General features: G+C 61.8%; 20 protein-coding genes and 1 pseudogene. 14 read left to right on the top strand and 7 right to left on the bottom strand.

Annotated features, from left to right (window positions below; all coding sequences use genetic code 11):
- Positions 1-93: 93 nt before the first annotated feature.
- The 10 genes and pseudogenes from NKH52_RS28320 (at position 94) to rlxS (ending at position 8,203) form a co-directional block, all read left to right on the top strand.
- Positions 94-1,056 (top strand): ArdC family protein, encoded by a 963-nt coding sequence (locus tag NKH52_RS28320; RefSeq protein ID WP_352654538.1) that lies wholly within the window; start codon positions 94-96, stop codon positions 1,054-1,056.
- A 244-nt stretch (positions 1,057-1,300) separates the two neighbouring features.
- A pseudogene (locus NKH52_RS28315) lies at positions 1,301-1,719 on the top strand (DUF2958 domain-containing protein).
- Between the two features lie 78 nt (positions 1,720-1,797).
- Complete coding sequence (locus NKH52_RS28310) at positions 1,798-2,463, top strand: ParB/RepB/Spo0J family partition protein (RefSeq protein WP_352656876.1); 666 nt, start codon at positions 1,798-1,800, stop codon at positions 2,461-2,463.
- Positions 2,427-2,984, top strand: a complete 558-nt coding sequence (locus NKH52_RS28305) for a hypothetical protein (protein ID WP_352656879.1) — start codon at positions 2,427-2,429, stop codon at positions 2,982-2,984. Before NKH52_RS28310 ends, NKH52_RS28305 begins: the two co-directional genes overlap by 37 nt.
- Positions 2,953-3,516, top strand: a complete 564-nt coding sequence (locus NKH52_RS28300) for a hypothetical protein (RefSeq protein WP_352656881.1) — start codon at positions 2,953-2,955, stop codon at positions 3,514-3,516. Before NKH52_RS28305 ends, NKH52_RS28300 begins: the two co-directional genes overlap by 32 nt.
- A gap of 547 nt (positions 3,517-4,063) precedes the next feature.
- A complete protein-coding gene (locus tag NKH52_RS28295; RefSeq protein WP_023672372.1) occupies positions 4,064-4,387 on the top strand; it encodes a DUF736 domain-containing protein in 324 nt (107 codons plus the stop codon).
- A 170-nt stretch (positions 4,388-4,557) separates the two neighbouring features.
- Positions 4,558-4,827 carry a helix-turn-helix transcriptional regulator gene (locus NKH52_RS28290; RefSeq protein ID WP_352654532.1) on the top strand — a complete coding sequence of 90 codons (270 nt, stop codon included), beginning with the start codon at positions 4,558-4,560 and terminating at the stop codon, positions 4,825-4,827.
- The gene (locus NKH52_RS28285) at positions 4,824-5,372 is read left to right on the top strand and encodes a S26 family signal peptidase (RefSeq protein ID WP_352654530.1); all 549 of its coding nucleotides are present in this window, start codon (positions 4,824-4,826) and stop codon (positions 5,370-5,372) included. Before NKH52_RS28290 ends, NKH52_RS28285 begins: the two co-directional genes overlap by 4 nt.
- The gene (locus NKH52_RS28280) at positions 5,360-6,046 is read left to right on the top strand and encodes a lytic transglycosylase domain-containing protein (RefSeq protein WP_352654528.1); all 687 of its coding nucleotides are present in this window, start codon (positions 5,360-5,362) and stop codon (positions 6,044-6,046) included. Before NKH52_RS28285 ends, NKH52_RS28280 begins: the two co-directional genes overlap by 13 nt.
- A 186-nt stretch (positions 6,047-6,232) precedes the next feature.
- Complete coding sequence (gene rlxS / locus NKH52_RS28275; protein ID WP_352656886.1) at positions 6,233-8,203, top strand: relaxase/mobilization nuclease RlxS; 1,971 nt, start codon at positions 6,233-6,235, stop codon at positions 8,201-8,203.
- Positions 8,204-9,157: 954 nt separating this feature from the next.
- On the opposite strand, the gene NKH52_RS28270 is transcribed toward rlxS, so the two are convergent.
- Positions 9,158-10,804 (bottom strand): MFS transporter, encoded by a 1,647-nt coding sequence (locus NKH52_RS28270; RefSeq protein WP_352656889.1) that lies wholly within the window; start codon positions 10,802-10,804, stop codon positions 9,158-9,160.
- 545 nt (positions 10,805-11,349) lie between these two features.
- Positions 11,350-12,495, bottom strand: a complete 1,146-nt coding sequence (locus NKH52_RS28265) for a trans-sulfuration enzyme family protein (RefSeq protein WP_352656892.1) — start codon at positions 12,493-12,495, stop codon at positions 11,350-11,352.
- Positions 12,496-12,584: 89 nt separating this feature from the next.
- Between NKH52_RS28265 and NKH52_RS28260 the strand changes: the two genes are divergently transcribed.
- Together NKH52_RS28260 and NKH52_RS28255 are read left to right on the top strand one after the other, a co-directional pair.
- The gene (locus tag NKH52_RS28260) at positions 12,585-13,229 is read left to right on the top strand and encodes a helix-turn-helix domain-containing protein (RefSeq protein WP_352654525.1); all 645 of its coding nucleotides are present in this window, start codon (positions 12,585-12,587) and stop codon (positions 13,227-13,229) included.
- Between the two features lie 48 nt (positions 13,230-13,277).
- Positions 13,278-13,916 (top strand): FMN-binding negative transcriptional regulator, encoded by a 639-nt coding sequence (locus NKH52_RS28255; protein WP_023729033.1) that lies wholly within the window; start codon positions 13,278-13,280, stop codon positions 13,914-13,916.
- 906 nt (positions 13,917-14,822) lie between these two features.
- Here NKH52_RS28255 and NKH52_RS28250 read toward each other — a convergent pair.
- From NKH52_RS28250 to NKH52_RS28240, 3 genes are all read right to left on the bottom strand, one after another.
- Positions 14,823-16,886: a carbamoyltransferase family protein gene (locus NKH52_RS28250; protein WP_352656967.1), complete on the bottom strand. Its 2,064-nt coding sequence runs from the start codon at positions 16,884-16,886 to the stop codon at positions 14,823-14,825.
- A gap of 1,141 nt (positions 16,887-18,027) precedes the next feature.
- A complete protein-coding gene (locus NKH52_RS28245) occupies positions 18,028-20,238 on the bottom strand; it encodes a xanthine dehydrogenase family protein molybdopterin-binding subunit (protein WP_352968178.1) in 2,211 nt (736 codons plus the stop codon).
- A 3-nt stretch (positions 20,239-20,241) separates the two neighbouring features.
- Positions 20,242-20,700, bottom strand: a complete 459-nt coding sequence (locus tag NKH52_RS28240) for a (2Fe-2S)-binding protein (protein ID WP_352654520.1) — start codon at positions 20,698-20,700, stop codon at positions 20,242-20,244.
- A gap of 776 nt (positions 20,701-21,476) precedes the next feature.
- Here NKH52_RS28240 and NKH52_RS28235 point away from each other — a divergent pair.
- On the top strand, positions 21,477-21,749 hold the full coding sequence (locus NKH52_RS28235) for an ATP dependent DNA ligase (protein ID WP_352654518.1): 273 nt from the start codon (positions 21,477-21,479) through the stop codon (positions 21,747-21,749).
- A 122-nt stretch (positions 21,750-21,871) separates the two neighbouring features.
- Here NKH52_RS28235 and NKH52_RS28230 read toward each other — a convergent pair whose 3' ends face one another.
- Together NKH52_RS28230 and NKH52_RS28225 are read right to left on the bottom strand one after the other, a co-directional pair.
- Positions 21,872-22,774, bottom strand: coding sequence for a dihydrodipicolinate synthase family protein (locus NKH52_RS28230; protein WP_352546074.1), 903 nt, complete (start codon positions 22,772-22,774; stop codon positions 21,872-21,874).
- A 52-nt stretch (positions 22,775-22,826) separates the two neighbouring features.
- Positions 22,827-24,059, bottom strand: coding sequence for a trans-sulfuration enzyme family protein (locus tag NKH52_RS28225; RefSeq protein WP_352546075.1), 1,233 nt, complete (start codon positions 24,057-24,059; stop codon positions 22,827-22,829).
- A gap of 74 nt (positions 24,060-24,133) precedes the next feature.
- Here NKH52_RS28225 and pdxR point away from each other — a divergent pair, with 74 nt between their 5' ends.
- Complete coding sequence (gene pdxR, locus NKH52_RS28220; RefSeq protein ID WP_352654567.1) at positions 24,134-25,639, top strand: MocR-like pyridoxine biosynthesis transcription factor PdxR; 1,506 nt, start codon at positions 24,134-24,136, stop codon at positions 25,637-25,639.
- Positions 25,640-25,716 lie beyond the last annotated feature (77 nt).

The following is a 25,716-nucleotide window of genomic DNA, read 5'->3' as shown; positions in this document are numbered from 1 at the left end:
GGTCCGCCTACTGGGCGGGCCCTTCCGGTCGCGACTCGCCGCCCACCCCGCTTCCGGGGAAAGGCGCGGCGATTGGTGAGCGGAGGATAACACATGCGTGCAAACAGCAAGCGTACCACCAGCGGAGAGGCTGGCGCAGGCAAGGGCAGGCGCCCGGGCGCCAGCCTCTATCAGGAGATCACCGACCGCATCATTGCCGAGCTGGAGCGCGGTACCGTGCCATGGGTCAAGCCATGGGGCAGCGCAAAAGCAGGCCTCGGCGTGCCGAGGAATGCATACACGGGCCGCAGCTATTCCGGCATCAATATCCTCATCCTGTGGGGCGCCGTCATCGAGCGCAGCTATCCCAGCCAGAATTGGCTGACCTTCCGGCAGGCGCTTGCCCTGGGCGGCAATGTCAGGAAAGGCGAGCGCGGCACGACCATCGTGCATGCCGACCGCTTTGTCCCCAAGGACGAGAAGGAGCGCGCACGCCACGAGGGCGATGCACCACAGGCCGTGCCTTTTCTGAAGCGCTTTACCGTCTTCAATGTCGCGCAGTGCGACAGTCTTCCGGAACCCCTCCATGCCCCCGCCGAGCCGCTGCCTCAGTGCGAGATCGTGCCGCAGGCCGAAACCCTGATTCGCGCCAGCGGTGCGGATTTCAGGGTCGGCGGCGATCGCGCTTTCTACATGCCGGGCAGCGACCACATTCAGGTGCCGCCGCAGCCAGCGTTCCATCAGCAGATCGACTATTACCGGACCTGCTTTCACGAGCTTGGCCACTGGACCGGCCACCCGACGCGGCTTGCTCGCGACCTCTCCGGCTCGTTCGGCTCCAAGGCCTACGCGCGTGAAGAATTGGTCGCCGAAATCGCTGCCGCCTTCGTCTGCGGCAATCTCGGTATCGAGCCGATCGTGCGTCACGCCGATTACATCGGCTCATGGCTGAAGGTGCTGCGCGAGGACAACCGCGCCATCTTCCGTGCCGCCAGCCTCGCCTCGAAGGCCGCCGATTTCCTGCTTGGCCTTCAGGCCGATGCCGAAGGCGAGGCGCAAGAAGGGATTGCGGCATGACGATGCGCATCCTCAACTGGCCGCGACCGAGCCGACGCCGCAAAGGAGCAGATGCTCATTGGCGTCCAGCCCATCACCACGCGGGCAAACCCTCCTGATGGACGCGCCGATGTGTCGGCGCGCGGCGCAAAGCTGCTCGAAGTCGGCCTCTTAATGGTGAGGCGGATCAGAGGAAGGTCCAGGGAGCCTTTCTCCCGCCGGACGCAAGAAATCAACTCGACCCGTTCTGACAAGGAGTCTTTCCATGATCCTGATCACCAATCCACTGCGCGCACGACTGCTTGCCCATGGCGCCGCCGGCACCGACATCGACCATTTTCCCGTTGTGAAACTGTTTAATCCGACAGGTGCCGCGACCTGGCTTCTGAGCGAACTCGACGCCGACGGCGACACGCTCTTCGGTCTTTGCGATCTCGGCTTCGGCTTCCCCGAACTTGGCAGCGTCAGTCTGGCCGAGCTTGCATCCGTAAAAGGTCCGCTTGGCCTCGGCATAGAGCGCGACCTGCATTTCCAGGCGCGCTTTCCGCTCTCCGTCTATGCCGAAGCCGCCCGCATTTGCGGCCACGTCAGCGAGGCCGAGCGACTGCTGCGGCAGGCAGCAGACGCCCTATCAAAGCCCCATTCCGAGCTTCCGCCCGAGCGGCGGAACAGCAGCGCCGATAGGCGCAAAAACCGTCCCGCCGTGCCGGCCTTCGGCCTCTACGGCGGGGACAACCTTAACCAAAGCAAAGGAGAGTAACCATGCAGCTTGCCCACATTGCCTTGGATCAGCTCAAAATTTCCGCGCTCAACATGCGCCATGGAAAACGCGCGCCCGACATATCCGACATCCTGCCCTCCGTGCGTGCGCGCGGCGTGCTGGTGCCACTCCTTGTGCGGCCGAACGGCCAGCCGGAAACCTTCGAGATCGTCGCCGGCAGGCGGCGCTATTTCGCCGCGAAATCGCTTGCCGACGAGCGCGGCGAAGGCGATCCCTTGCCCTGCGCCATCATGGAGGACGGTGACGACGCCGATGCGCTGGAAGTTTCGCTGATCGAAAACCTCGCCCGCCTCGATCCTGACGAAGTATCGCAATGGGAGACGTTTTCGCGGCTTGTCAGGCAAGGCCGCACCGTTCTCGACATCGCTGTGACCTTCGGCATCACTGATCTCAAGGTCAAACGCATTCTGGCGCTTGGCGACCTCTTGCCCAAAATCCGCGAAGCCTATCGGCGCGAGGAGATCGATACCGAGACGGTGCGCCATCTCACCATGGCTTCCAAGGCGCAGCAGAAGGACTGGCTGGCACTCTGTGCCGATCCCGATCAATACGCGCCGCGTGGCTATCAATTGAAGCAATGGCTGTTCGGCGGCAGTCGATTTCAACCAAGGTGGCGCTGTTTGCCATCGAGGAGTATCCCGGCCTGATCACCTCGGACCTGTTCGGCGAGGACAGCTATTTCGCCGATGCCGACCTGTTCTGGCAAAAGCAGAACGAAGCGATTGCCACCAAACGCGACACCTATCTCAACGAGGGCTGGAGCGAGGTTGTGCTGCTGGAACCGGGCCAGTATTTCCACGCATGGGACCATGAGAAGACCCCGAAGAAGAAGGGCGGCAAGATCGTCATCACTGTCTCGCATCGCGGCGAGGTCGAGTGTCACGAGGGCTGGCTGTCACGCAAGGAAGCCCGCCGCGCCCGCGAGGGCGGCGAGCAAGAAGAAACAGCCGCCAAGCTGCCGCGCCCCGAAGTCACCGGCCCGATGCAGAACTATATCGATCTGCATCGCCATGCCGCCGTGCGCGCGGCCATGCTCGACCATCCCGCCGTGGCGCTGCGCCTCGTGGTGGCGCACGCCATCACCGGTTCGGGCCTGTGGCAGGTGCGGCCCGAGCCGCAGCGCAGCCAACGAGACGGTGACTGCCAGCCTTGCCGGCTGCAAGGCTGAAGCCGCATTTGGCAAAAAGCGGCGCGAGGTATTGGCCCTGCTCGGATCACCGGATGAGGATAGCTTGGTCGCCGGCGGCAATGGCGACGCCGTTGCTATCGCCGGCGTGTTCGCGCGCCTCTTGGCGCTCTGCGACGACGATGTCATGCGCGTTCTCACCCTTGTCATGGCCGAGACGCTTGCAGCTGGCAGCGCCGTCATCGAGGCGCTCGGCAACCACCTGAACGTCGACATGGGCATATGGTGGCAACCGGACGATGCCTTCTTCGACCTCTTGCGCGACAAGGAAATCGCCAATTCGATGCTGGCCGACGTCGGCGGCAAGCTGGTCGCGGACGGCAATGTCGCCGAGAAGGTCAAGACGCAAAAGAACATCATCCGCGACTTCCTGGCGGGCGAGAATGGCCGCCCCAGGGTCGAGACCTGGCTGCCGCGCTGGATGAAATTCCCGGCCGAGAGCTACACCAGCCGCCGCGGCTTCCGCACCGCCGATCAGTGGACACAGGTGCAGCCGCTGTTCGTGCGCGAATAGTCGATCAGGGCCCGAGCGGCGGTTCTCTCGATTACCGCCGCTCAGGTCGCGCGCGCCGCTACGGGCCACGCCGGCTGCCGATTGGGCGTCTTGTCGAGCCAGTGCCGCGCGCGAAAAATTCCCGCGCCAGTTCGCCCCATTTCGGCAGCCCCGCACCGCGCCGGGTTGCTTGCTGAGGCGCCAAAGGCGCATGGGGCCAATTGTCCGATCCGGTTGCCGACAGAGCCCGCGCAGCCGGCGCTCTGCATTGCCGCCGGCTTCTTGTGTCACCGATCGCGCCACCTGTCTCCATTGTGTCTCAGGGACCATTCCCCTGCGGCTGGCTTGTCGACCTATGGGCGGATCCGGCCCGCCCGAAACCCTCGCCGGCAGCTTTTTTCCCCGCCGCCTGCGGCGGCTTCCTCGCGCCGCTTCGCTTCAAAAAAGCTGCCCGCGCGGGTCCTCCGCTATCGCTGCGGCCGTCCCGGTTCCGGCGGTCCGGACGCGCCCATCACGGTCCGCCATCGCAGGGGAATGGTCCCCTGCGAGCACCAAGAGGAGACTGGAAATGACCGCGATCGGATACGTCACCAAACAGGAAAACGGCGGCTACAAGGGCCAGCTCAAGACGCTCAGCGTCCGCGCCGACATCGATATCGTGCCCAATCAGGCAAAGAGCGCCGACACCCATCCCGACTTCCGGGTGCTGACGCAAGGGGTCGAAGTGGGTGCGGGCTGGATCCGCACCGGCGAGACCTCCGGCAAGGACTATGTGAGCCTGTCGATTGCCGCCCCCGAGTTTGGCCCCCGCAAGCTCTACGCCAATCTCGGCCGCGCCGCCGGCCAGGATGACGACGACACTTACGCCATCATCTGGAACCCGGTCGACTGACCGGCCGATCCGGAAAGCCCCGCGCCGCCACCGGCGCGGGGCCTCTCTCAGGACCCGTGAGGCCGCCGAAGGGGGCGGCGAAAACTCGCCCCCCACTCTTCGCCCGTCCCCAAAACGATCTCGCTCGCCGATCCTCGCCTTCGCTTGTCCGTAGCGAAACGAGGATCATCATGGACGACGAAAACGAACGCGCAGCCCGCGCCAAGAAGGGCAGTCCGTTTCTCAATACCGCGCAGGCGGCCTTCTATATAGGGCTGTCCCAGCGCACGCTGGAGAAGATGCGCCTCAAAGGCGGCGGCCCGCAATTCCGCAAGCACGGCCGCTATGTCCGCTATCACATCGACGAACTCGACGATTGGTCGAAGGGGCACGCGCAGGAGACCGGGCCCGAGCACGGCGGGCACGATTCCGGCTCGGCCGGCGAGGGAGGCCGCTCATGAGCCGGCGTCCCACCATCCATCTGATCGGCAGCCATCTGCGGCGCATTCGGGCGCGCAAGATGATCGCCGTGGCCACGATGGGCCTTGCCCTGATCGGCTTCGCCGCCTTCGGCAAACCATCGCCCTGGCTGGTCTGGAACGCCTCGGCGAGTGCGCCGGTCGGCCTCTATCGCGTCGCGTCCGGATCGCCGGCTCTTGGTGATCTCGTACTCGTCCGCCCGCCAAAACCGGTCGTCGATCTCGCCGCCGAACGCTTCTATCTGCCCAGCAACGTGCCGATGGTCAAGCACCTTGCCGCGCTGCCTGGCGAGCATGTCTGCGCCTTCGGCGACGCCATCATCATCGGCGGCGAGATTGTCGCGCGCCGGCTTGCAACCGACACGCAGCACCGTCCGCTGCCTTGGTGGAATGCCTGCCGAAAGCTCGCCGATGCCCAGGTTTTCCTACTCGGCAGCGATAAAAATCGCTCCTTCGACAGCCGCTATTTCGGGCCGGTGCCGACCGAAAATATCATCGGGAGGCTCGTGCCGCTATGGACCGAGTGACCCTCCTGATGCTGGGCATGGTGTCTCTCGCACCATGCGCCTGTTCCGCCGCGACCAACACGAAGCCGGTCGTCATCTCCCATAGTCCGCAGCTTGCAAGATGGCAGCCCTTCGTAGCCGAAGCAAGCCGGCGTTTCAGCATTCCACAAACCTGGATTTATGCCGTCATGGATGCCGAAAGCCGGGGGCAGACGACGCTCAATGGGCGGCCGGTCACGTCGAGCGCCGGCGCCATTGGCCTCATGCAGGTGATGCCAGGCACCTACGAGGAGTTGCGCGTAGAGCTTGGCCTGGGAGCCGCCCCGCACGACCCTCGCGACAACATTCTGGCAGGCACTGCCTATCTGCGCGCCATGTATGACCGCTTCGGATTTCCAGGCCTGTTTGCAGCCTATAACGCCGGGCCGGAGCGCTACGAACAGCATTTGCAGCGTGGGCGGCCACTGCCCAGCGAGACGGTTTCGTATCTGGAAGAGGTCAAGGGGGCGGGCATTTCGGCCGCCGACATGGACGCGTTCACCGGTAAATCCCGTGCCGAAAAAGCGCCGGGAATCCCGTCCGGGCAGTCGCTGTTTTTCCTCCGAAACGGTGTTTCCGTGACCGGCCCGAATGGCCAACTCCTGGTGCCGCTCGGATCGGAGCGAGCAAGGTCAGGCCGGCCGGATCGCAGGTGAGGGCAGCGGCTACCGTGGTTCGGGCGGGGGGCAGGGAGGCAGGTCTGCGGAGGCAAGATAAAGGCATCGCCTCCTGGAGGCGGCGAAGTGTTTGTCTGCACATCGTTTTCCCAGGAGGTTGCCTGCGGGTGCAGGAGGGTCTGGCGCGCAAGCCTCTGATTTTGCTGCTGGTTAATCGGAGGCCGCATGCAGGACGACGAATTCACGCCGAGGCTCGGCAAAATTGGGTCGCGCGGCTCGAAGGCGGGCAAACGCTACGCTGGCCAGGTCCAGGCCGCGGTCAACCGAGCAGGCGGCAGAAGCGGACGCAGCAGCCGCTTCATCGGAAGCCGGGTGGGGCGCGGCGGGGCTGCTGCCGCCGTTCTTAGAGCACGCGACCGCCACGCGGCGTTTCGGCAGCGGCGCGCAGTCGTCAAGGCACGCATCGTCAAGCTGGCCGGCAAGGGAGTCGACGGAGCTCGTGCGCACCTCCGCTACCTCCAGCGCGACGGCGTCACCCGGGAAGGCGAGCGTGGCGAGCTCTACGCTGCCGACAATGACAGCGCCGACGGCAGGGCCTTTCTCGATCGCGCGAACGGTGACCGTCATCAGTTCCGCTTCATCGTCGCCCCCGAAGACGGTATCGAGTATGATGACCTGAAGCCGCTCACCCGGCGCCTCATGGCGCAAATGGAAGAAGACCTCGGCACCAGGCTAGACTGGGTGGCCGTCGACCATTTCAACACCGGCCATCCTCACACCCACATCATCGTGCGCGGCAGGGACGATTACGGCGAAAATCTCGTCATCGCGCGGGACTACATTTCCTCTGGCCTGCGCGAGCGCGCAGCCGAACTGGTTAGCCTCGACCTTGGCCCGCGCACCGACCGCGAGATCGAGCAGCGCTTGCGCCAGGAGATGGAGCAGGAACGCTTCACCAGCATCGACCGGCAGCTGATGCGCATGCGCGACGATGAGGGGCATGTCTCACAAGCCAGCCGAGACACCTTTCGCCAGACGCTGCACCAGGGCCGCCTGCGCAAGCTCGAGCGGATGGGCCTCGCCGAGGAGATGCCTTCGGGTCGCTGGCGCCTGGAGGATGAGCTCGAAGCCACGCTACGCCGCATCGGCGAGCGCGGTGACATTATCAAGACCATCCATCGCGAGCTGACCGGCAAGGGGCTCGTCCGCAGTGCCGCCGACTATCTTATCCACGATCGATCCGACGGGTCGGCCCAAACCGTGGTCGGACGTGTCGTCGGGCGCGGGCTGGCCGACGAAATCACTGACCGCCATTACCTCGTCGTCGACGGCGTGGACGGCAAAAGCCACTATGTTGATATCGGCAAAGGCGAGGCTACCCAACCCACGCTAGAGGGCTGCATAGTGCGGGTCAGGCCGAGGGACGCCGGGCCCAGGCAAGTCGACTGCACAATTGCCGGCATCGCCACGGTCAACGACGGGCGCTACAGCATCGATATCCATCTCAAGCATGACCCCTCGGCCACCGAACGCTTTGCCGAAACGCACGTGCGGCGACTGGAGGCGATCCGCCGTGCGACCGGTGGCGTCGAGCGCGAGCCGGACGGCACATGGACAGTCGCGCCCGACCATCTCAACCGCGTCGCGGATTACGAGCGTCAACGAGCGAGGGCCCAGCCTGTTGTCGTCGACAAGCTCTCATCAATGCCGCTGGAGAGCCAAGTAGGCTTCGACGGCGCCACCTGGATCGACCAGGAGCTGGTATCAGCCCACCCTGAGCCCTTGTGCGACTCTGGCTTCGGTCGCGAAGTACGTCAGGTCCAGGCCCGCCGACAGCAGTGGCTGATCGCGCAAGGTCTTGCCCATGATGCGCAGGATCGGGTCATCTATCGCGCCAACATGCTTTCAATGCTGCGCCAACGAGAGCTGAACCGTGTTGCCAGTCAGCTCTCGGACGAACTCGGGCTCTCGTATTCTGAAGCACAGCATGGCAATCGAATAAACGGTACGCTCCGCCGCTGCGTCGAGCTCGCCGGCGGAAAATACGCTGTCATCGAGAAATCGCGCGAGTTCACGCTGGTGCCCTGGCGGCCGGTGCTTGAGCATCATATCGGCAAGGAGGTGTCTGGCGTGGTGCGAGCCGAGGGGATTTCCTGGACGATCGGACGGCAAAGGAGCGGGCCTGGCGTTTCGTGATCTGGCTAAGAACCTTCTTGTTCGCGCTGAAACTGGTACTCAGTCCAGACGGAGTTCCTCCGCCTGCTAGTTGTCCGGACCATTCATTTGGCGGAGAATTCAGTGTCTGCCAAAAAAGCGACTATGCATCAGGATCCATGATCCTGTGTCCCAAAAGCGTGCCGCCCTGGTTGCGCATCGGCGCCGCTCCCAAATCGGCCACCAGCTAGACTAGAAAGGTGGGCTGGCGCCTCGTGTCAGGGCCAGGGGCTTTTGGCAGCCGCGGTACGGCGAAGCCGGCTATTGTTATTCTGCTCCCGAGATCAGCAGAAGCGGCGGTCGCCCCTGCGGGCAAGCATGCTGTTAGCTCGCGTGAACTGGCAGCCCGTCCCGCTGAGGATCTTGTAACGGGAAAAAGCTCGCTGCGATGCTGAAGATTTCGGTCGTCGGGCGACGACGCGTTCAGCGACCATGCCAGACGAGCTCGGCAGCCTTCTGCCGCGGCATGGTGCCGGCGCGATCAGGCCCCCGAAGGACATCGGGTCGCGCGCTGGGCACCAAGGCAGCTTTGGGCATGAGACCCGATCAATCGCGCCGTGCCGCACGGTCATTGCAGCATGAGGGGTCGAGGTCGGATCAGACCGGGGGAAAACCTGCTTGTCGCGGCAGGAGCCCCGCGCCCCAGCAAGCCGCCTTGCGGATTCCTCCTCTGCCCGCTGCGCAGACGGGGGAGATCCCTCCGCCCCGTTGCACTTCGTTGCTCGCCGCTATGCAGAGGACAGGCGACCTGAATCCGTGCTCAAGCCGATCTGGCGGCAGAGGCGGTCGGGCTGAACATGGGACCCGTGATGGACATAATTGCCACGCGAATCCTCATGCTCGCCTAACCGGCCGGAACGATTTGCAATCCGGGCAGGCTCAACAAATTAAGGAGTAGCTCGTTCCGTGTCCAAGCCCAGACAAGTCTTCGTTTTCTCACGGGCGCGATACAAAAGGCACAGGCTGGACTTGGCTGCCGGGGGCGGGGCTTGTCGACCGCTCGATTGAAAGTGAGATACGAGGCGGAGAATCACCGATCTGCAGAGCGGAAAGGCGCTCGCCTAACTCCCTGTCAGTCACCGTTAGCCGATGGTTTAGACGAAGATAGTCCGTCCATGTCGGCGTGCGGAATGTCTCGGTCCAAAGAGTCGACTTCTGAAGGTCGCGCTGGAGGGTCCAGTTCCGCGCACCGGCGCGGCTCTGAACGCGCCGCCTTTCGCGCATGCAGCTCAGAAATTCCTCGATACTCTCCTCGGGTATCGAGTACTCCACCTTGATCACGATCGGGCCGCTCCTGGGCTTCAAAGGGAGGGCCAGTTCTGGTGGCCTGAAATCGAAGGCCGCTTGATCCGATTCCTCCCATAGCCGCACCGGCAATAGCTTTCCCGCAGCTGCAACCAGCAACAGTGCCGCTGCAGCACCTTCCAAAGCCCACGTTAGGGAATAGTACTGTGCGACAGCACCCCAGATATAGCTGCCCGCTGCCATGCCGCCGTAGGTCAGGGCGTAATAGATGGACAGGGTGCGACCAACGACCCACCTTGGGCTTGCCAACTGCACACACACGTCAGTTCCGGTCCAGGTGACAACCCAGCCTGCGCCACCGATTGCAAGCGCGATCGCCGCCACAGCCACCGACGATGTGAGAGCCATCAAAAGGCAGCACGTTGCGCAAGCAACCGATGCGAGCGTGATCAAACGGTTCTGGGACGTGATGCGTCTCAAGTGGCTGTTGCCAATGCCGGCGATGAAGGCCCCTGTGCCGAAGCCGGCCAACAGGACGCCGTAAACAATGGGCCCTCCCGCCAGCTGGTCGCGAACCAGGAGGGGGAGCAGAGCAAGGATCGAGATGCTTGACAGCCCGAACAGGGTTGCACGCACAATCGCCACTCTGATCTCCGAGGATATTGCCGTGAATCGCATGCCATCATGAATGGCCGTCGTCATCCGCTCGCGCGGAAGAGGCGAAGAGCGAACTTGCCACTTCGAGCGCAGGACAGCGCCCAACGGGACCAGGTCGCTCAGCGCAGCGAAAGCGAAAGCCGTAAGGGGGCCCAGCAAAGCCAAGATTACACCGCCCAGCGCCGGTCCTATGCTCCGAACCACGTTGTACCCCACCGACATCAGCGTCACTGCAGCGGGTATGTGGCGCCTTTCCAGGATATCGCCGACCGACGCGTGCCAGGCTGGATCGTTCAAGGCAAAGCCGCATCCGGCCAAGAAACTCAGTCCCAAGATCAGCCATGGACTGACAAAGCCCAGTCCAACAGAGAGTGCCAGCGCCGTGGATGCCAGTGCAATCAGGCAATGTCCGGCAAGCATCACGCCGCGGCGGCTGAAGCTGTCTGCAATGGCTCCAGCAAGGATCGACAAGAAGAAAGCGGGCAGGGTCGATGCAGCCTGTACGAGCGCGACCATCAGATCGGAGGCTGAAATCGTGGCCATGAGCCAGCTTATAGCCACGCTCTGCACCAGCCAGCCAAGGCTGGATATCTGCGTGGCTGTCCAGATAGAACGAAAGACCGGGTTTTGAAGAGGGATCAGTGTGTTTGCCGCAAAGCGCGGAGGATCTTGACGCCGCATCACTTCTCACCTCCACTGGGTGTCGTTCTTCCGCTCATTTGCTTACAGCGGTGCGCTCTGTGCACAGACTGCGTCACAACGAAGTTCCGAGATCGCGCTCGCAACAAGGACAATGTGACATCCATGGTGCTGATGCGTTGAGGTACCAACCTGGCCGTTAGCTGATGGGTCCCGCAGCCCGCTGGGTGCGGTCAGTTCTGCCCTGCGACTCTTGGCTTTGGACGGTGCTAGCGCCCCGATGGCCGGCTTGTCAAACTGCCGTAGTGCCAGCACATCCATCCCATCTGTTGACCGCGATCTCCGACGAGGTCGAGCAGCAGTAGGTCAACGGCAAATCTGGGTATTTCCGCTATCCGGTCGAGCGCGTGGCCATCGTCCGGAAACCCGAAGACGTTCATCACCCAGGCGACCACACGCCCGAGACGATGCGACACGGCGGTAGCGGTTCACCAGAGGACGTGCGTTCTACTCAGCAGGAACATTGTTCTGCCGATCGTCGGCTGCGCCAGCCGTCACGTAAAGCGGCGCCAGAGTTCTTGCACCCGTCATTGGACTCCCGCTTTGTAGGTTTCGCCTAGGGCCTGCATCAGGTCATCGATAATGTCCTGAGGATGTTCAAGCCCTACAGAAATTCGCAGCAATCCGCCTGGCGCTTTGGACTTCGCACCTTCAACGGATGCGCGATGCTCTATCAGAGAATGCGTCCCGCCAAGGCTTGTCGCCCGGACAACAATCTTCAGGCGGCCGGCCACGGCCATTGCAGCATCGGCTCCGCCCTCGACGATAAAGGATAGCATCGCTCCGTAATGGCTCATTTGCCGCGTAGCAAGATCGTGTCCCGGATCAGTTTGCAAACCAGGAAAGAGGACTTTTTCGACGCGCGGATGAGACGCCAGGGCCTCGGCCACTTTCTGGGCGCCTTCGCAATGGGCGCGCATGCGGACCGGCAATGTCTGCAGGCCCCGCAACGCCAGCCAACAGTCGAAGGGCGCTGCGACGCTGCCCTTGTGTTTCTGGACCATCCGCAATGGGCGACCGAGGGGTGACGCGTTTGGGACAATGACGACACCGGCCATCAGATCCGAGTGGCCGCCAATGTACTTTGTCGCCGAGTGCATCACCGCGTCTGCTCCGATTTCGAGTGGCAGTTGAAGCACTGGGGTGGCCCACGTATTGTCCACCACCGCCAAGGCGTCTGCCTCGTGCGCGATTGCGCAGATGGCCGCAATGTCGACAACGCGGATCATCGGGTTTGACGGCGTCTCGACCCAGACGAGGCCAGTCCGCTTCGATGTCACCGCGGCGCGCAAAGCGTCCAAATCGCGCATGTCGACGGGGGCAAAGTCGAAGCGAGACCCAATGTCGGTCTCTTCGATCAGCGAACGAATGCCGAAATACATGTCATCCGGCAGAACGATCCGACCCGCCGACGGATGGCTCTCGAAAACTGCAGCGATTGCGGCCATGCCCGAAGCGAAGGCGATGCCGTCTTCCCCTCCCTCAAGCGTCGCCATGGCCGCCTCGAACGCATTGCGTGTCGGATTTCCATCCCTTGTGTATTCGAAGCCGGACGGAAATGACCCGTCGGCGCCTCGTTCGAACGTCGTGCTGGTGTGCAGCGGCATGGATACGGCCCCCGTGGACGCGTCGACACCTCGGCCGCAGTGGATCGCCTTCGTCTCAAAACGCATCGGTTATTTCCTTCCTAACGGGCAGTTGCAATTTCGCGCCGGTCATTATACTGACCGCAATACGTGAGCCGAGGACCCAAGTCAATATAATGACCGATGTTACAACAGCGTTTGATGCCGAGCAGGCGCTTGGGCAAGCGATAGCGGCCCGGATCCGAGACCTGAGGCGTGACCAAAACCTGACCCTGGATCGCCTGGCTAAACTAAGTGGCCTATCGAAGGGAACTGTGGTCGCGCTGGAGCAGGGTAGGGCGAACCCCACTATCGGCATACTGTGTCGGCTGGCGGCGGCGTTTTCGCTCTCGGTGGCCGATTTGTTGAACGAGCACCCTTCCACGGTGCGCCTTCCCATCGAGCGGACAGAGACCAGGAGGCTTTGGACGAGCGCCAAGGGAAGCTCTGCGCAACTGCATTCGTCGACCTCGGGACGCACGATGTTCGAACTGTGGAGCTGGGTCATGATGCCGGGCGACGCGTTTTCCGCGGATGCTCATAGTCCGGATACGCGCGAGCTGATCTCGGTCAGTCAGGGTGCCCTGAGCGTTGTGGTAGGTGCCCATGTGGTAATTTTAAGCGAAGGCGAGAGTGCGCGGCTTGTCACTGACCAACCGCACTCATATGCGGCGGCATCTGATGTGCCCGCCCACTTCACGATGGCGGTGCTTGAGCGTGGTGGACACCGAGATCCGGGGCACTCGTCGACGGCAGCGAAGATTCAGGGGCCCGTTCCGTAAGATTTCGCCGATCACTAACAGCCGCCATTCACGACAGGAGATTTAGCGTTGTACGTTCCGCCCCATTTTGCCGTCCCCGATCAGAACGCCCTGTTCGAGCTTATCGAGAGACACCCGCTCGGTATCCTGGTCACCCACAGCAAAGGCATCCTCGACGCGAACCACGTCCCCTTTGAGCTCGACCGCTCGAAGGGAGACAAGGGCGTCCTCAATTGCCATGTTGCCCGCAAGAATCCAGTCTGGGAGGAAGTCGCCAATGGCGATGAGGTTCTCGTAATCTTCCGTGCGGCCGACGCTTACATCTCGCCGAACTGGTATCCAAGCAAGCATGAATTCCACAAGCAGGTGCCGACGTGGAACTATCTCGTCGTCCATGCCCACGGACGCATCACTGTCCGGGATGATGAGCGGTATGTGCGCCGCAACGTGGCGAAGCTCACTCATATGCAAGAAACCTCGCAGCCGGTCCCATGGAAGATGGGCGACGCGCCGAGGGACTTCATCGACACGATGGTCAAGGCAATCGTCGCCCTGGAGATCGAGATCACCGGCCTGGTTGGAAAATCAAAACTCAGCCAGAACAAAGAGGTGCGCGACATTCAGAACCCTGGTGAAATGCTGCGTGCCCAAGGGGCCATTGCGATGGGAGAAGCGATGCTCGCGGCTGCGGCGGCCAAATCCCAATAGCATGTGTCTTGTCCCGACAAAGCCGCTGGTGCCGGCTTCCGACGGGTCACCTAGCCCGCCTTGAAGCACGGCAATAGCTTTTGACGGCCTGAAGCGACGCTGTGGTCACCATTGTGATACTTTTCCACGCGCCTGGTCAGCGGCAGGATTGCTCCGTCGTGACCGACGGGTTCGTTTCAGGCGCCTGCGCCCCCTCGTATGTCGGCGACCAGCCGCGCAGCGGTTTTGAATGAGGCGCAATCGCACGCGTTTCGAAGCCACGTACCTGGGGCGGCAAGCTCGACCATGCGCTCGACGCAGCTCCAAGTGCGGCGCCGTCAACGATCTCCTTGAACCTGCGGAACTTGCCCGAAAGCACTTCTCTTACGGGAGATGATTGGCTTTGTCGCCGAACCGACTGATGGAGATGGTGGCGGCGCCGCCGTAGCGATCAGACCCGCCTTGCAGCGCAATGGCTACCCGGGCGCGACTGGGAGATCCGGGCGGGACTGTGGAGCTGCGGAGACGGAGCGGATCGGCATGGAGCCGTGACCGCTTGCGATCTGGCTCTGGAACGAGTTAAGGAAGCGCGGACTTCCGATCGTGTCAAGCGCCGCCCTCTCGATGATGCCGGACAAATCGGGCCGCCACGAGCGGCGGGCCTTGCTCAGATCGGACGGACCGGATGGTTTAAGCAGGTTCGCATCAAGAGCCACGGCACCTGTGTCGTGCGGGTGCTGCTGTCGGCACGTGACCTTCTCGTCAGCCTAGTAGGCAAAATCGAGTAGAGAACGCTAGCACACGACCCATTCAATAGCATTCCTAAGCATACTGACCAGGGCGACCTCGACCCCCCTAATCACAGCGGTGAGCTCGCAGGCGGGGTCGATGAACACTATTGATGGCCGAGCTTGAGCGGCATCTCTATCACATTGATAGCCTATTAGGCTGGTCCGGCGTTTGATCGGACCCATGATCCATCCGAGCAGCTTGGGAGGGATGCAGCCGAACCAGGCGCTGCTCCCACAGTCTTCGCAGGTCCTCCATCAGAGCTTCATGCTCAGCCTGATCCGGCGCAATTATATTGAGGTGTTCGCTTAACACGGCTTCGCCCTCAATCCGCATCAGCAGATTAAACAGGTCGTTTGAAATTCGCACACTGTCAATGCCGAAGTGGTTCGGAATAATCTCGCAGACAGTCTCCTGATGATCTCGCGCTGTGTAAGCACGGGTTTGATGGAGGGAGACTGAGGGAGGCAATGAAATCGCAAGCGCAGTCCAATCCTGCAGCGTTGCAGCCCGTTTTTTTACCAGGAAGGGCCCGACCACAAGTCCATCCAGCTCTGTCGTCAAAAATGTGGCAATCGCGTCTGCAACCGTATCCACGATCGGTTCAGCATTGTTGTTAAAGGACGTATTGAGCAGAATTGGAGTGCCTGTCCGCTTCTTGAACGCATCGATGACCTCCCAGTAAGCGGGGTTGGCATCGCGCGATACTGTTTGCAGCCGAGCCGTACCGTCGACGTGCGTAATGGCACCTAACAAGGCGCGCTTTGAGTCACGCACGCGAACGACGAAATTCATGAATGGAAATTCGTGCTTACCGTCCGGGAGGTCGAAAAATTCGCTCGCATCCTCTTCCAGCACAGATGGTGCGAAAGGCCTATAGCCTTCGCGCTTCTTGACCATGGCATTGATCCGGTCCTTGTTTGCAGCGGGCCGAGGGTCGGCAAGAATGCTGCGGTTGCCCAGCGCACGTGGCCCAAACTCCGAACGACCCTGCACCCAGCCGATCACGGCGCCGTTGGCGATCCAGTCGGCTGCACTGCTCGCTACGTCGTCAGAGCGTTCAACCTCGAGATGTCCGGCCCATGCATTCAGTTCCTGTTCCACGGCGCGGTCGCTCCCGAGATCAGGACCCCAATAGACCTCCTGCAGTCGCTCACGCGGCGCGGGGCGGCCCATCTCGTTAGAGACTATCAGCGCAGCTCCCAATGCGCAGCCAGCGTCGTGAGACGCGGGTTGCACGAAGATGTCTTCGAAAAGCCCTGAATACAGCAGCTTGCCGTTCATCGTGCAGTTGTGGGCTACCCCTCCCGCCAGACACAACCGCTTCATGCCGGTGGCCTCACGGTGGTGCCGGAGAATGTGGAACACGATCCGCTCAAGCGCTTCCTGCAGTGACGCACTCACATCTCGATGCTGCTGGGTGAAAGGCATTCCCTTTCGCCTGATCTCGATGTTGCGGAGCAACGCCGGACCGATGCGGTCGAGGTGAACACGGTAGCCACCGTTGGCGGAGAGCTCGTAGAACTGCTCGAAGAGCTCGCGATAGGGAGCGGGGTCGCCATAGGGCGCGAGTCCCATTACCTTATACTCGTCGAACAGGCCGTAGCCGAGACAGCGGATCGTCTCGAGATAAAACAGCCCAAGAGAATTGTCCTCCGGGAAAGCCTCGATTTGCGTAATTTCTGTGCCAGACCCTACCGCCACAAGGCCCGACAGGAAATCACCACAGCCATCAATCGCTAGAATGAGACTTTGTTCGAAGCCCGACATTGCAAAGGCGCTCACGGCGTGCGCCTGATGATGACCTACGAATGAAATACGTGAACTGTCCAACTTAGTGTCGAACTCACGCGCTAACAGGTTCTGCACCAACATTTTAGCATCCAACGGAATGGAGAGAATGTCCGGTTGGGAAGCGGACATACCTTCAAGCATGGCGTTGGCGTAGGTCTCGCTGGCGTAGACCGCGACACGATCAATGTCGCTGAGCTGAACCCCGGCCGTCGAAAGACAGTATTGAATCGAACCACTTGGCAGCTTGTTCGAGTGCTTGATTCGATTGAGGCGTTCCTCTTCTACGGCGGCTATCACCTTTCCGTCTCGGACGAGCACCGCGGCGCCATCGTGCATAAAGGCGTTCGGACGCTCGAATCGGTTTTCATGGACTTGGTCAAGTCCGCCGCTGATTCCTAGACACAGCATTTCTTTCTCCAAATAGTAACGGGGAAGCCAAATTGGCCTACCTCGACTGTTTCCAACTAAATAGGCCATGTTGTCGCCTGCAGCTGCGACCGCCCGTCAGGCATCAGCGGCATCGAAGAAAGCCTCATAAACGATCAATGAGATGTTTCGACTGTGACACCTACGGTGCCATCACGCCGAGAGCTTGGCTGGATCATCCAATCCTGAGCGGCTGCTGACATGTATCCGGCGCTGTCGTTTTCATCGGCAGAACCAACTTGCGATGCCGCCTGTTCTTGGGAAGGGCGGCCGTCGACGAATAACAGTACCGCCCCCTTGAACTGGCCCGATTTCATTCTCCGAAGCGACCATGGTCGCACCGCCCGACATTGTCGGCCAGTTGCAACTCACTTTCTCGGCACGACCTCCACTGCACGTCAGGGCGCATCGAAGATTTTCTCCTTTGGCTTATTCCTAAGGCAGCTTTCGTCACGCGATAGAGCAGCGTGTGATTGGTGCGTGAGGCTCTTTTTTTTGTCCATGCACGATTCCGGAAGAGTGATGAAATCGATTGTTTTGATCAAAGTCATCCACGCTATGAATAACAGCCGCAGCACATGCGTTTCAAAGCGCTTCAGGCTTCCCGGATGGCTACTCCGATGTGAAGCGCATGGCATTCCAAGCGCTCTGTCAACTAAACGATGAGTATCGGCGTCGACCCTCATTGCCTTCGTCTTCGCGACTCCGTGACAGCGGCTGGCATTGTGTTTGTAGGGCATCGGGCGAAGATCATGTCGATCGGCCATCTCGCCTGCCTATCGGCAAACCCTTGAACAATGATCCACGCCCAGCGCGATTGTGATCACGAGCGCCTCTGAGCTCGGGAGGTTCGGTTTTCTGAGGGTTCCTGGGTCTCCGAAGCGATGGAGGTAGCTAGCCTTCCTGGTGCTATACGGTTGTGCTCTTCATGGAGTGGACGCATTTGCGTCTCGAAAGCGGTTCTTCAGTGGAACCGGCGCCAAGGCCCGTCTGTGGTCGTTCAGAACACGGGGTGCCGTCTCCAAACCGGATATTGGAGCGGGCAGCCGCCGGAATTTGACCCATGGAGATGAGCGCCTGTCAGGAGGCGTTCGAAAACGGCGCGATCTTCATCGCGGCTGTTTCATGGTGTCATTCCTGACATGTTCTTTATAATCGGCAGCTTGCGGATAGTCTTGCCCGTCGCCGCCCGTAGCGCGTTGGCGACGGCCGGGCCGATCGGCGGCACACCTGGCTCACCAACTCCCGTGGGCGGCTCCTCGGACGGCACAATGTGCACCTCGACTCGCGGCATCTGCTCGATCCTGAGCGGTGTATAGGTATCGTAGTTCTCTTGGCCTACGACACCGCCCTTCAGGGTCAGCTCCTCCTGGAGGATCGCGCCTAGCCCGAAGCCGATACCGCCCTCCATCTGAGCGCGAATCTGGTCAGGATTTATCGCGGTGCCGCAATCTACCGCGCAGACGACGCGGTCGACCTTGAAACCATTTTCATCGTTGAGGGTGATCTCCACCACATCGGCGACATAGGTCGAGAGGCTTTCATGCAGGGCCACGCCGCGGAAACGGCCTTCCGGCAGAGGCTTGTCCCAGCCTGCCTTCTCAGCAGCCACTTTAAGCACGGCGGCATGCCGTGGATGGTGACCGAGCATTGACAAGCGGAAGTCGACCGGATCACGGTTCGCAGCGGCGGCGAGCTCATCGATCAGGGTTTCCACCGCGTAAGCGGTGTGGGTGGAGCCTACCGAACGCCACCACAGCACCGGGATGTTCACGTCCGTGGTGGTCAGCTCGACCTTCAGGTTCGGGATCGCATAGGGCAGGTTGGTGGCGCCCTCTACGGAGGTTGGATCGATGCCGTTCTTGATCATCGCCGCAGAGGTCGAACCGCCCAAGACCGATTGGCCCACGATGTGGTCATGGAGAGCGACGACATTGCCCTTCTTGTCGAGCCCCGCCTTGACTGCGTGCACATAGGCCGGCCGGTACCGCCCACCCCGCATGTCATTCTCGCGGGTCCACTGCACCTTCACTGGCTTGCCGCGTCCCAGTGCACGCGCTGTGGAAACAGCTTCGATAATGACATCTGCATCCAAGACCGCGCGGCGGCCGAAACTGCCGCCGGTCTTCATCACGTGCAGCCTCACCTTGTCCGGCGTGGTGCCGCCTACCTGAGCGGCAGCCGCCTGATAAAGGTCGGGCATCTGGTGTCCGCCCCAGACGTCGATGGTGCCGTCTTCGTTGATTCGGCCGGCCGCGTTGAGTGGCTCGATGGAAGCATGGACAAGATAGGGGAATTCGTAGTGCCCCTCGATGATTTTCTCAGCACTGGCGAACGCTGCGGGAGTGTTACCGTCGTCGCGCGCGGTGGCCGCGCCCAGATCGTCTGCTGCCTTGTTGTATTCGGCCATGATCTCGGCCGTGCCGCGCCCTTCGGCCTTCTCCTCGTTCCAGGTCACCTCCACGAGGTCGCGGCCCTTGAGCGCCGTCCAGGTGTCCCTGCCAACCACGGCAATGCCTCGCGGCGTCTGGACGACATCGACAATGCCGTCGAGTGCCTTGGCCTTGGTTGCGTCGAAGCTCTCGATCTCGGCGCCGAACTTCGGCGGATGGATCATAACGGCCGTCTGGAGTCCCTCCATCATGAGGTCGATCGTGTAGGTCTGCGCGCCGTTGGTCTTGCCGGCGGAATCGTAGCGCTTGAGGCTGTCCGATCCGATCTGGGCCCACTTGTCGCGCGGCTTTAGCGGCACGTCGTCGGGAACCGGCATTCCCGCTGCGGCTTCAGCCAGGTCACCGTAGCGCGCCTGCATCCCTGAGGCGTGCGACACGACCCCGGAAGCGACTTTGATCTCGCCGGCTGGCACATCCCACCGCTGCGCCGCGGCCGCCACCAGCAAGGCCCGTGCGGCAGCACCCGCCTTGCGGTAGCGTTCCCACGACGAACTCATCGACGTGGAGCCACCAGTTGCCTGTGCGGCCCCGCCCCAGGCGAGATTGCCGTAGAGCGCGGTATTGCCATATCCGCCGACCACGTCCACCTGCGCCCAGTCGCCGTCGAGCTCTTCCATAACCAGGGTGGCGATGCCGAAATAGGAGCCTTGTCCCATCTCGAACTGCGAGGAGTAGATGATGATTCGGTTCTCCTTTGTGATCTCGACATAGGTCTGGAAGGGGTTCGCCTGAACCTTTGCAGTAGTCGTTTGTGCGATGTCGGACGCCGCCAGCACTAGCCGGTAGCCCACGGCGAGGCCAGCGGTGGTGACGCCCGCGCCGACGAGGAACCGGCGGCGCGTGGGCCGCACGGAGTTATGCTTCGAGAGAAACTGCGACATGCCTCAAGTCTCCAGCCGGTTGGCGGTCTCGTGGATGGCCGCGCGGATGCGATGATAGGTGGCGCAGCGGCAGAGATTGCCGCTCATCGCCGAATCAATATCATCGTCCGACGGCTTAGGCGTCTCTGTAAGGAGGGCCACGGCCGACATGATCTGGCCAGACTGGCAATAGCCGCATTGAGGTACGTCGAACTCGGCCCACACGGCCTGGACCGTTTCGCTTATCTTGCCCGACACACCCTCAATGGTGGTGATCGAGGCTCCTTCGATGTCGCCGACTGCGGTCTGGCACGAGCGCGTCGGCATGCCATTAACGTGAACCGTGCAAGCGCCGCACTGGGCAAGCCCGCAACCGAATTTCGTTCCCGTGAGTCCGATGACGTCACGGACCGCCCAGAGCAGCGGCATCTCTGGATCGACGTCGAGTGTTCGCACCTCGCCATTGAGGGTAAAAGCGACCATTGCTTGCTCTCCTTGTCCTGAGCTGGCTATCTCGTTGAGCCTCCGCCCGCCTGGCAACCGAGCTCTTGTTGCTGAGGCCTAGCCGACCACACCCTAGGAACGCGCAGCTCAAGCAACAAGCCGCTAGGTTGGCGAGTTACGAGATCGTGAAGTGGGTCGTGTCGAAAGGCTGGAGGCAACTGAATGTCATTTTTTGGGCGGACAGGCCGCTTTAGACTGGGTTACACGAGACTGGACATTCGGGTCGTCGCGAACATCGACCGCTGGTCGGCCGCGTCCGGCAGGGCCCTGATTGGCTACACGAAATGAAATGGGACGACTATCGATGGGGGCCTACCTCGACCCGCAACCTCCACGACTGGACCCTCAGGTTTCCGGCTATCGTCCCGGGCGGTGGCCGAGCTCGGCGCCTCGGACGCGATAATAGACGGTGATGCGTTCGTCGTTGACCAGAAGGCTTGTCGCGCATTCCCAGTCTTCAGCGGGCTCTTGGGCGCGGCGGGAGACGTCAGGACCATGCTTGCCGGCTTCGACCTGCTCAAGATCGATGGCGAGGGTCTTCGCGATCGGCCACTCGTCGATCGGCGCAAACCGCTAGTTAACCTGCTGAGACGCCGCCAAACGGCATCGTTCTGAGCGACGAGATCAGCGGCGGCAGCGACATTCTCGCGCAAGTCTCCCAGTTCGGCCTCGACGGCATCGTCTCCAAGCTGCGTGTCAGTCCATATCGATCCGGCCGGCGCCAAGAATGGGTGAGACAAAATGCGTGCTGAGTGATGAGTTCATCGTCATCGGCTGCGAACCCGGCAACAGTTACGGCGGTCGGGAAGCGTGCTCTGGCGAATGTCGAGGACGGAAATCTGGTGTTCGCCGGCGGCATTGGCACCGGCTTCAATGCGCGCACCGGGCCGGAAGTAAAGCGCCGGCTCGATGCCATTCAAATGGATAAACCACCGATTCCTAGTTTGAAGGCGAACGGTGCGGCATGGGCGGAGTGCCCTGCGCAGTCTGTACCTCCGCAGTCGATTGTCGAGTTCGAAGGGGTGTGATTGGCGTCGAGACCGCTCCAGCCATGGCTATCAGCACGCCGAGTGCGTTGTTTTCGATCAGTTCTCGAAATGAGCGGGTAAATACATGCACTTCCTTTCACTTGCCGAACGGGGTTTGCTGTTCACCGGCTGGCATCCGATGGCAAACCTTTCAACGCGGCGGCGATCTGGCGCTTCGCTGCTGGGGGCAGAGGCAGGATGGGACGTGGGGGTTCGGCACTGCAAATGTCAAGTAATTCAGCGAGTGCATAGACGACGCGAAGGCTCGAGAACTCCTTGAAGAGGCTCCAGATCGGGACCAGCGCGGCATTGATCCGTCGCGCTTCGGCCGCATCGCCCTGTTGCGCCGCTGTGACGATCGTCATGCAGACCTCGGGCAGGATGCCCGCGAGGACGCTGTACCATGTGTCGGCGCCGGCGATCATGGCCTCGGCGGCGTTCCAGTCGCCGCTGTAGCCAATCGAGAACCCTTCCGGCAGTGTGCGCCTCTGGGCGGTCAGATGGTTCTTGATCGCATCGCTTTTGTCTGTCGGATTCTTGATGGCGACAATCCCAGCCACCTTTGCCAGGCGGCTGACAAGGGGTGGACTGAAATGGAAATGCGTCGTTCCTGGATTGTCGTAAACGACGATCGGCAGGCCACTTTCGCGCGCCACAGTGGAGAAATGTTCGAACACCTCGTCATCAGTAAGCGGGGTGTAGGAGGCGGCGGCAAGCAAACCCGCAGCTGCTCCAAGGGCCTTGGCGTCTTGCGCGAGCCCCACGGCTTCATCGGTGCGCAGCGCGCCCACACCCACCACGACCGGCATTTGCCCCGCCGTTTGGTCCAAGGTCTCGGAGAGCGCCCGCCGCCGTTGCTCGCGCGACAGATAGATGTATGTGCCGGTGCTGCCGAGAAGACCGATGGAATCGACCTGAGCAATGCCAAGCCGAGCAATCAGCCTGCGCAGGGCAACGCTATCGACGCGGCCGTCACGATTGGTCGGGGTGATGGGGAACGCGGAAAGACCGCTCAGGAATGCCATGGCAAGGCTCCAGATCTATGTGTGAGCGCAGAGGTGGCCGCACGCCAGGTCATTACAAGACGTCCAAAGCCCGCCGCAGATCGGCGATCAGGTCATCAGCGTCTTCAAGCCCCACCGAGAGACGCATGAGATCCTCGCCGACTCCATCGGCCAAATGGGCATCCTTGCGGATCGGCTGCCGAGCACGGGTGAGGCTTGCTGGATGATAGATGAGGCTGTCGGCATCGCCGAGGCTGACGGCGCGAATGATCAGGTTGAGCCGGTCCATCATCCGGCGCGCTCCTTCGTATCCAGCGTGGAGGCCAAAGGCCAACATGCCCGATCCGTTGGACATCTGTTTTCGCGCCGTCACCTGATCAGGGTGCGAGTCGAGGAACGGATAACTCACAAATGCCACCGCCGGGTGCGCTTCCAGCGCCCGAGCCACCGCAAGGGCCGTGGCGCTGTGCCGTTCCATACGCAGCGTCAGCGTCTTGAGACCGCGCAGGATTAGGAAAGCTGACATGGGCGAGAGCGCTGCGCCGGTGATGTAGCGCAGGCCCGTTTCATGCAGCGTACGGAGCGTTTGGGCGTCGCCGAGAAGCGCCCCGCCAAGGGCATCGCCATGACCATTGATGTACTTGGTCAGCGAATGGAGCACGATGTCCGCCCCGTGCTCAAGCGGTCGCTGGAGCGCGGGCGAGGCGAAGGTGCTGTCGACTGCAACCCTTACACCGCGCGCGTGAGCGCGCTCGGCAATTGCCGCTATGTCGAGGATGCGGCTCAGCGGATTCACCGGCGTCTCGAAGAAAACCAGCCGCGTCCGCTCGGTGATCGCAGCATCGAGATTGTGGGGATTTGACAGATCGACCGCGACGACCTTGATGCCGAAGCGGGGGACCGCCTGTTCGACCATGGCAAGCGTGTTCGCATAAAGCGTCTTGTGGACGATGAGTTCATCGCCCTGGGACAGGAGCGACAGGATCAGAGTGCCGAAGGCCGCCATCCCCGAGGCAACAACCAGCCCCGCCTCGGCTCCTTCCAGATTCGCGAGCCGCTGCTCGAGGATCTCGGTCGTGGGATTGTATTCGCGCGCATAGAGCCGTCCACCAAGGGCGGCGGCGGCATCGTTTGCTGCCACGCTTTCGAACCCATAGGTTGACGTCAGGAACACTGGCGGCTGGACGGCATTGGAAAAGCCGGCCGGATCGTAGCCATGATGGATCGCCCGGGTGGCAAATCCGGGGCTGGTGCGGTTGAGCGACCCCGTGGGAGCATCGGTTTCGGATTGATGGGAGCTGGTCATTCGGCCTCTGCGATCTCTCTTGGGGTTCCGAAAGATTGACGGCAACCTGGCCAATGTGAAATATCCAGTTGGCGATGAAAGAGATGGTCCAGTCTTCAAGTGCCGGGTCTGCAGCGCGCTCGCACGCGATGGGTGCACGCCAGATATACGAAGCCCTTCGCGAGCAAATCCTCGGCGGCGTCTACGAAACCGGCAGTCAGTTGCCATCCTCCCGGGCCCTGGCAAATGACCTCGGCGTTTCACGAACCACGGTGACGGTCGCCTATGAGCAACTGGCTGCGGAGGGTTTCATCGAAGTCCGTCAAGGCGCACGACCTCGCGTTGCGTCTTCGTTGATGGGTCATGGGACGGGGCGCACTCACGCGCAACGGGTCGGCCCGATCCACCTGTCCGCATATGGCGAGCGGCTGCGCGCGACGTCACCCTGGCCAGATTATCTGCCGACTGGGCTGAAGGTCGAGTTCCGCTATGGCGACCTCGCGCCGTCGGATTTCCCTTCATTGGTCTGGAAACGCGCGATGAACGAGGCGATGGGGCAGCGCCCGCTGCGTCTTGCCTATGACGATCCTCGCGGCTCGCGCCGGCTCCGCCAGGCGCTTCAGGGATATCTCTGGCGCGCCCGGACCCTGAGCTGCGACCTCGACCAGATCATCATCGTCAGCGGTTCGCAGCAGGGCCTTGATCTGTGCGCGCGCCTGCTTCTCGATCCCGCCGACCGCTTCGTCATCGAGGATCCGTGCTACAGGATGGCGCGTCAGGTCTTTGCCAGTACGGATGCCTCACCCATCCCGGTCATCGTCGACGAAGACGGGATGAGGACCGAGTTGCTGGCGGGGATCGAAGCACGACTGGCTTATGTGACGCCATCGCATCAGTTTCCGCTGGGCGGCGTCATGCCGATCGCGCGCCGCCATCAGCTTCTGGAATGGGCGCGGCACAACAACGCCTATGTGATCGAGGACGACTACGACAGCGAATATCGCTACGACATCAATCCGGTCCCTCCGCTGCACAGTCTCGAGGACCACGGGGCTGTCATCTATCTCGGCACGATATCCAAGACGCTCTCGCCAATGCTGCGCATCGGCTACCTCGTCGTCCCACCCGAATTGCAGGAGGTCTTCGCAACCGCCAAACAATTCGCAGACCGGCATTCGCCGGTCGCTGAACAGGAAGCGCTGGCATCGTTGATCGAGAGCGGCGGCTACGAAAGCCATGTGCGCCGTGTGCGCAGGCTGAACGGCGAGCGTCGGGAAACGTTGTTGGGCGCCTTGCAGCACAGCTTCGGGGATCGCATCACTGTCCAGGGAGCTGATGCGGGACTGCACGTCGCGGTTTGGTTCAATGACCTGCCACGATCGCGGGAAACGGCCTTGGTCGAATCCGCCCGCGACGCTGGCCTGGGGCTACACTTGATCTCGCCGCTCTACGAACGGCCATCGGACGAAGGCCGCACCGATCGCGTCGGACTTGTCATGGGCTATGCCGCCTTGAGCATTCGGCAGATCGGGAAGGGCGTTGAGGTCCTGCGAGAGGTTGTCAAGCAGGTGCAAGACGCGATGCCGGCGCGGAACAACTGAGACGGGGCGACGCCGAAAGCTGGCGCTGAAAACGGTCCGAGGGCCCCCGGTATTTCTTTCCAAACAGCCAACTGGAC

Origin of the sequence: Mesorhizobium sp. M1066, from assembly GCF_040318635.1 — a bacterium.
In the GTDB taxonomy this organism is placed as follows: Bacteria; Pseudomonadota; Alphaproteobacteria; order Rhizobiales; family Rhizobiaceae; genus Mesorhizobium.
Note: the sequence above shows the minus strand (reverse complement) of the source record. Positions and strands in the feature narration are given on the sequence as shown.

Coding starts and splice junctions, on each gene's coding strand:
- NKH52_RS28320 (WP_352654538.1), top strand. CDS start 94: ATGCGTGCAAACAGCAAGCGTACCACCAGCGGAGAGGCTGGCGCAGGC.
- NKH52_RS28310 (WP_352656876.1), top strand. CDS start 1,798: ATGCAGCTTGCCCACATTGCCTTGGATCAGCTCAAAATTTCCGCGCTC.
- NKH52_RS28295 (WP_023672372.1), top strand. CDS start 4,064: ATGACCGCGATCGGATACGTCACCAAACAGGAAAACGGCGGCTACAAG.
- NKH52_RS28290 (WP_352654532.1), top strand. CDS start 4,558: ATGGACGACGAAAACGAACGCGCAGCCCGCGCCAAGAAGGGCAGTCCG.
- NKH52_RS28285 (WP_352654530.1), top strand. CDS start 4,824: ATGAGCCGGCGTCCCACCATCCATCTGATCGGCAGCCATCTGCGGCGC.
- NKH52_RS28280 (WP_352654528.1), top strand. CDS start 5,360: ATGGACCGAGTGACCCTCCTGATGCTGGGCATGGTGTCTCTCGCACCA.
- rlxS (WP_352656886.1), top strand. CDS start 6,233: ATGCAGGACGACGAATTCACGCCGAGGCTCGGCAAAATTGGGTCGCGC.
- NKH52_RS28270 (WP_352656889.1), bottom strand. CDS start 10,804: ATGCGGCGTCAAGATCCTCCGCGCTTTGCGGCAAACACACTGATCCCT.
- NKH52_RS28265 (WP_352656892.1), bottom strand. CDS start 12,495: ATGCGTTTTGAGACGAAGGCGATCCACTGCGGCCGAGGTGTCGACGCG.
- NKH52_RS28260 (WP_352654525.1), top strand. CDS start 12,585: ATGACCGATGTTACAACAGCGTTTGATGCCGAGCAGGCGCTTGGGCAA.
- NKH52_RS28250 (WP_352656967.1), bottom strand. CDS start 16,886: ATGCTGTGTCTAGGAATCAGCGGCGGACTTGACCAAGTCCATGAAAAC.
- NKH52_RS28245 (WP_352968178.1), bottom strand. CDS start 20,238: ATGTCGCAGTTTCTCTCGAAGCATAACTCCGTGCGGCCCACGCGCCGC.
- NKH52_RS28240 (WP_352654520.1), bottom strand. CDS start 20,700: ATGGTCGCTTTTACCCTCAATGGCGAGGTGCGAACACTCGACGTCGAT.
- NKH52_RS28235 (WP_352654518.1), top strand. CDS start 21,477: ATGAGTTCATCGTCATCGGCTGCGAACCCGGCAACAGTTACGGCGGTC.
- NKH52_RS28230 (WP_352546074.1), bottom strand. CDS start 22,774: ATGGCATTCCTGAGCGGTCTTTCCGCGTTCCCCATCACCCCGACCAAT.
- NKH52_RS28225 (WP_352546075.1), bottom strand. CDS start 24,059: ATGACCAGCTCCCATCAATCCGAAACCGATGCTCCCACGGGGTCGCTC.
- pdxR (WP_352654567.1), top strand. CDS start 24,134: ATGAAAGAGATGGTCCAGTCTTCAAGTGCCGGGTCTGCAGCGCGCTCG.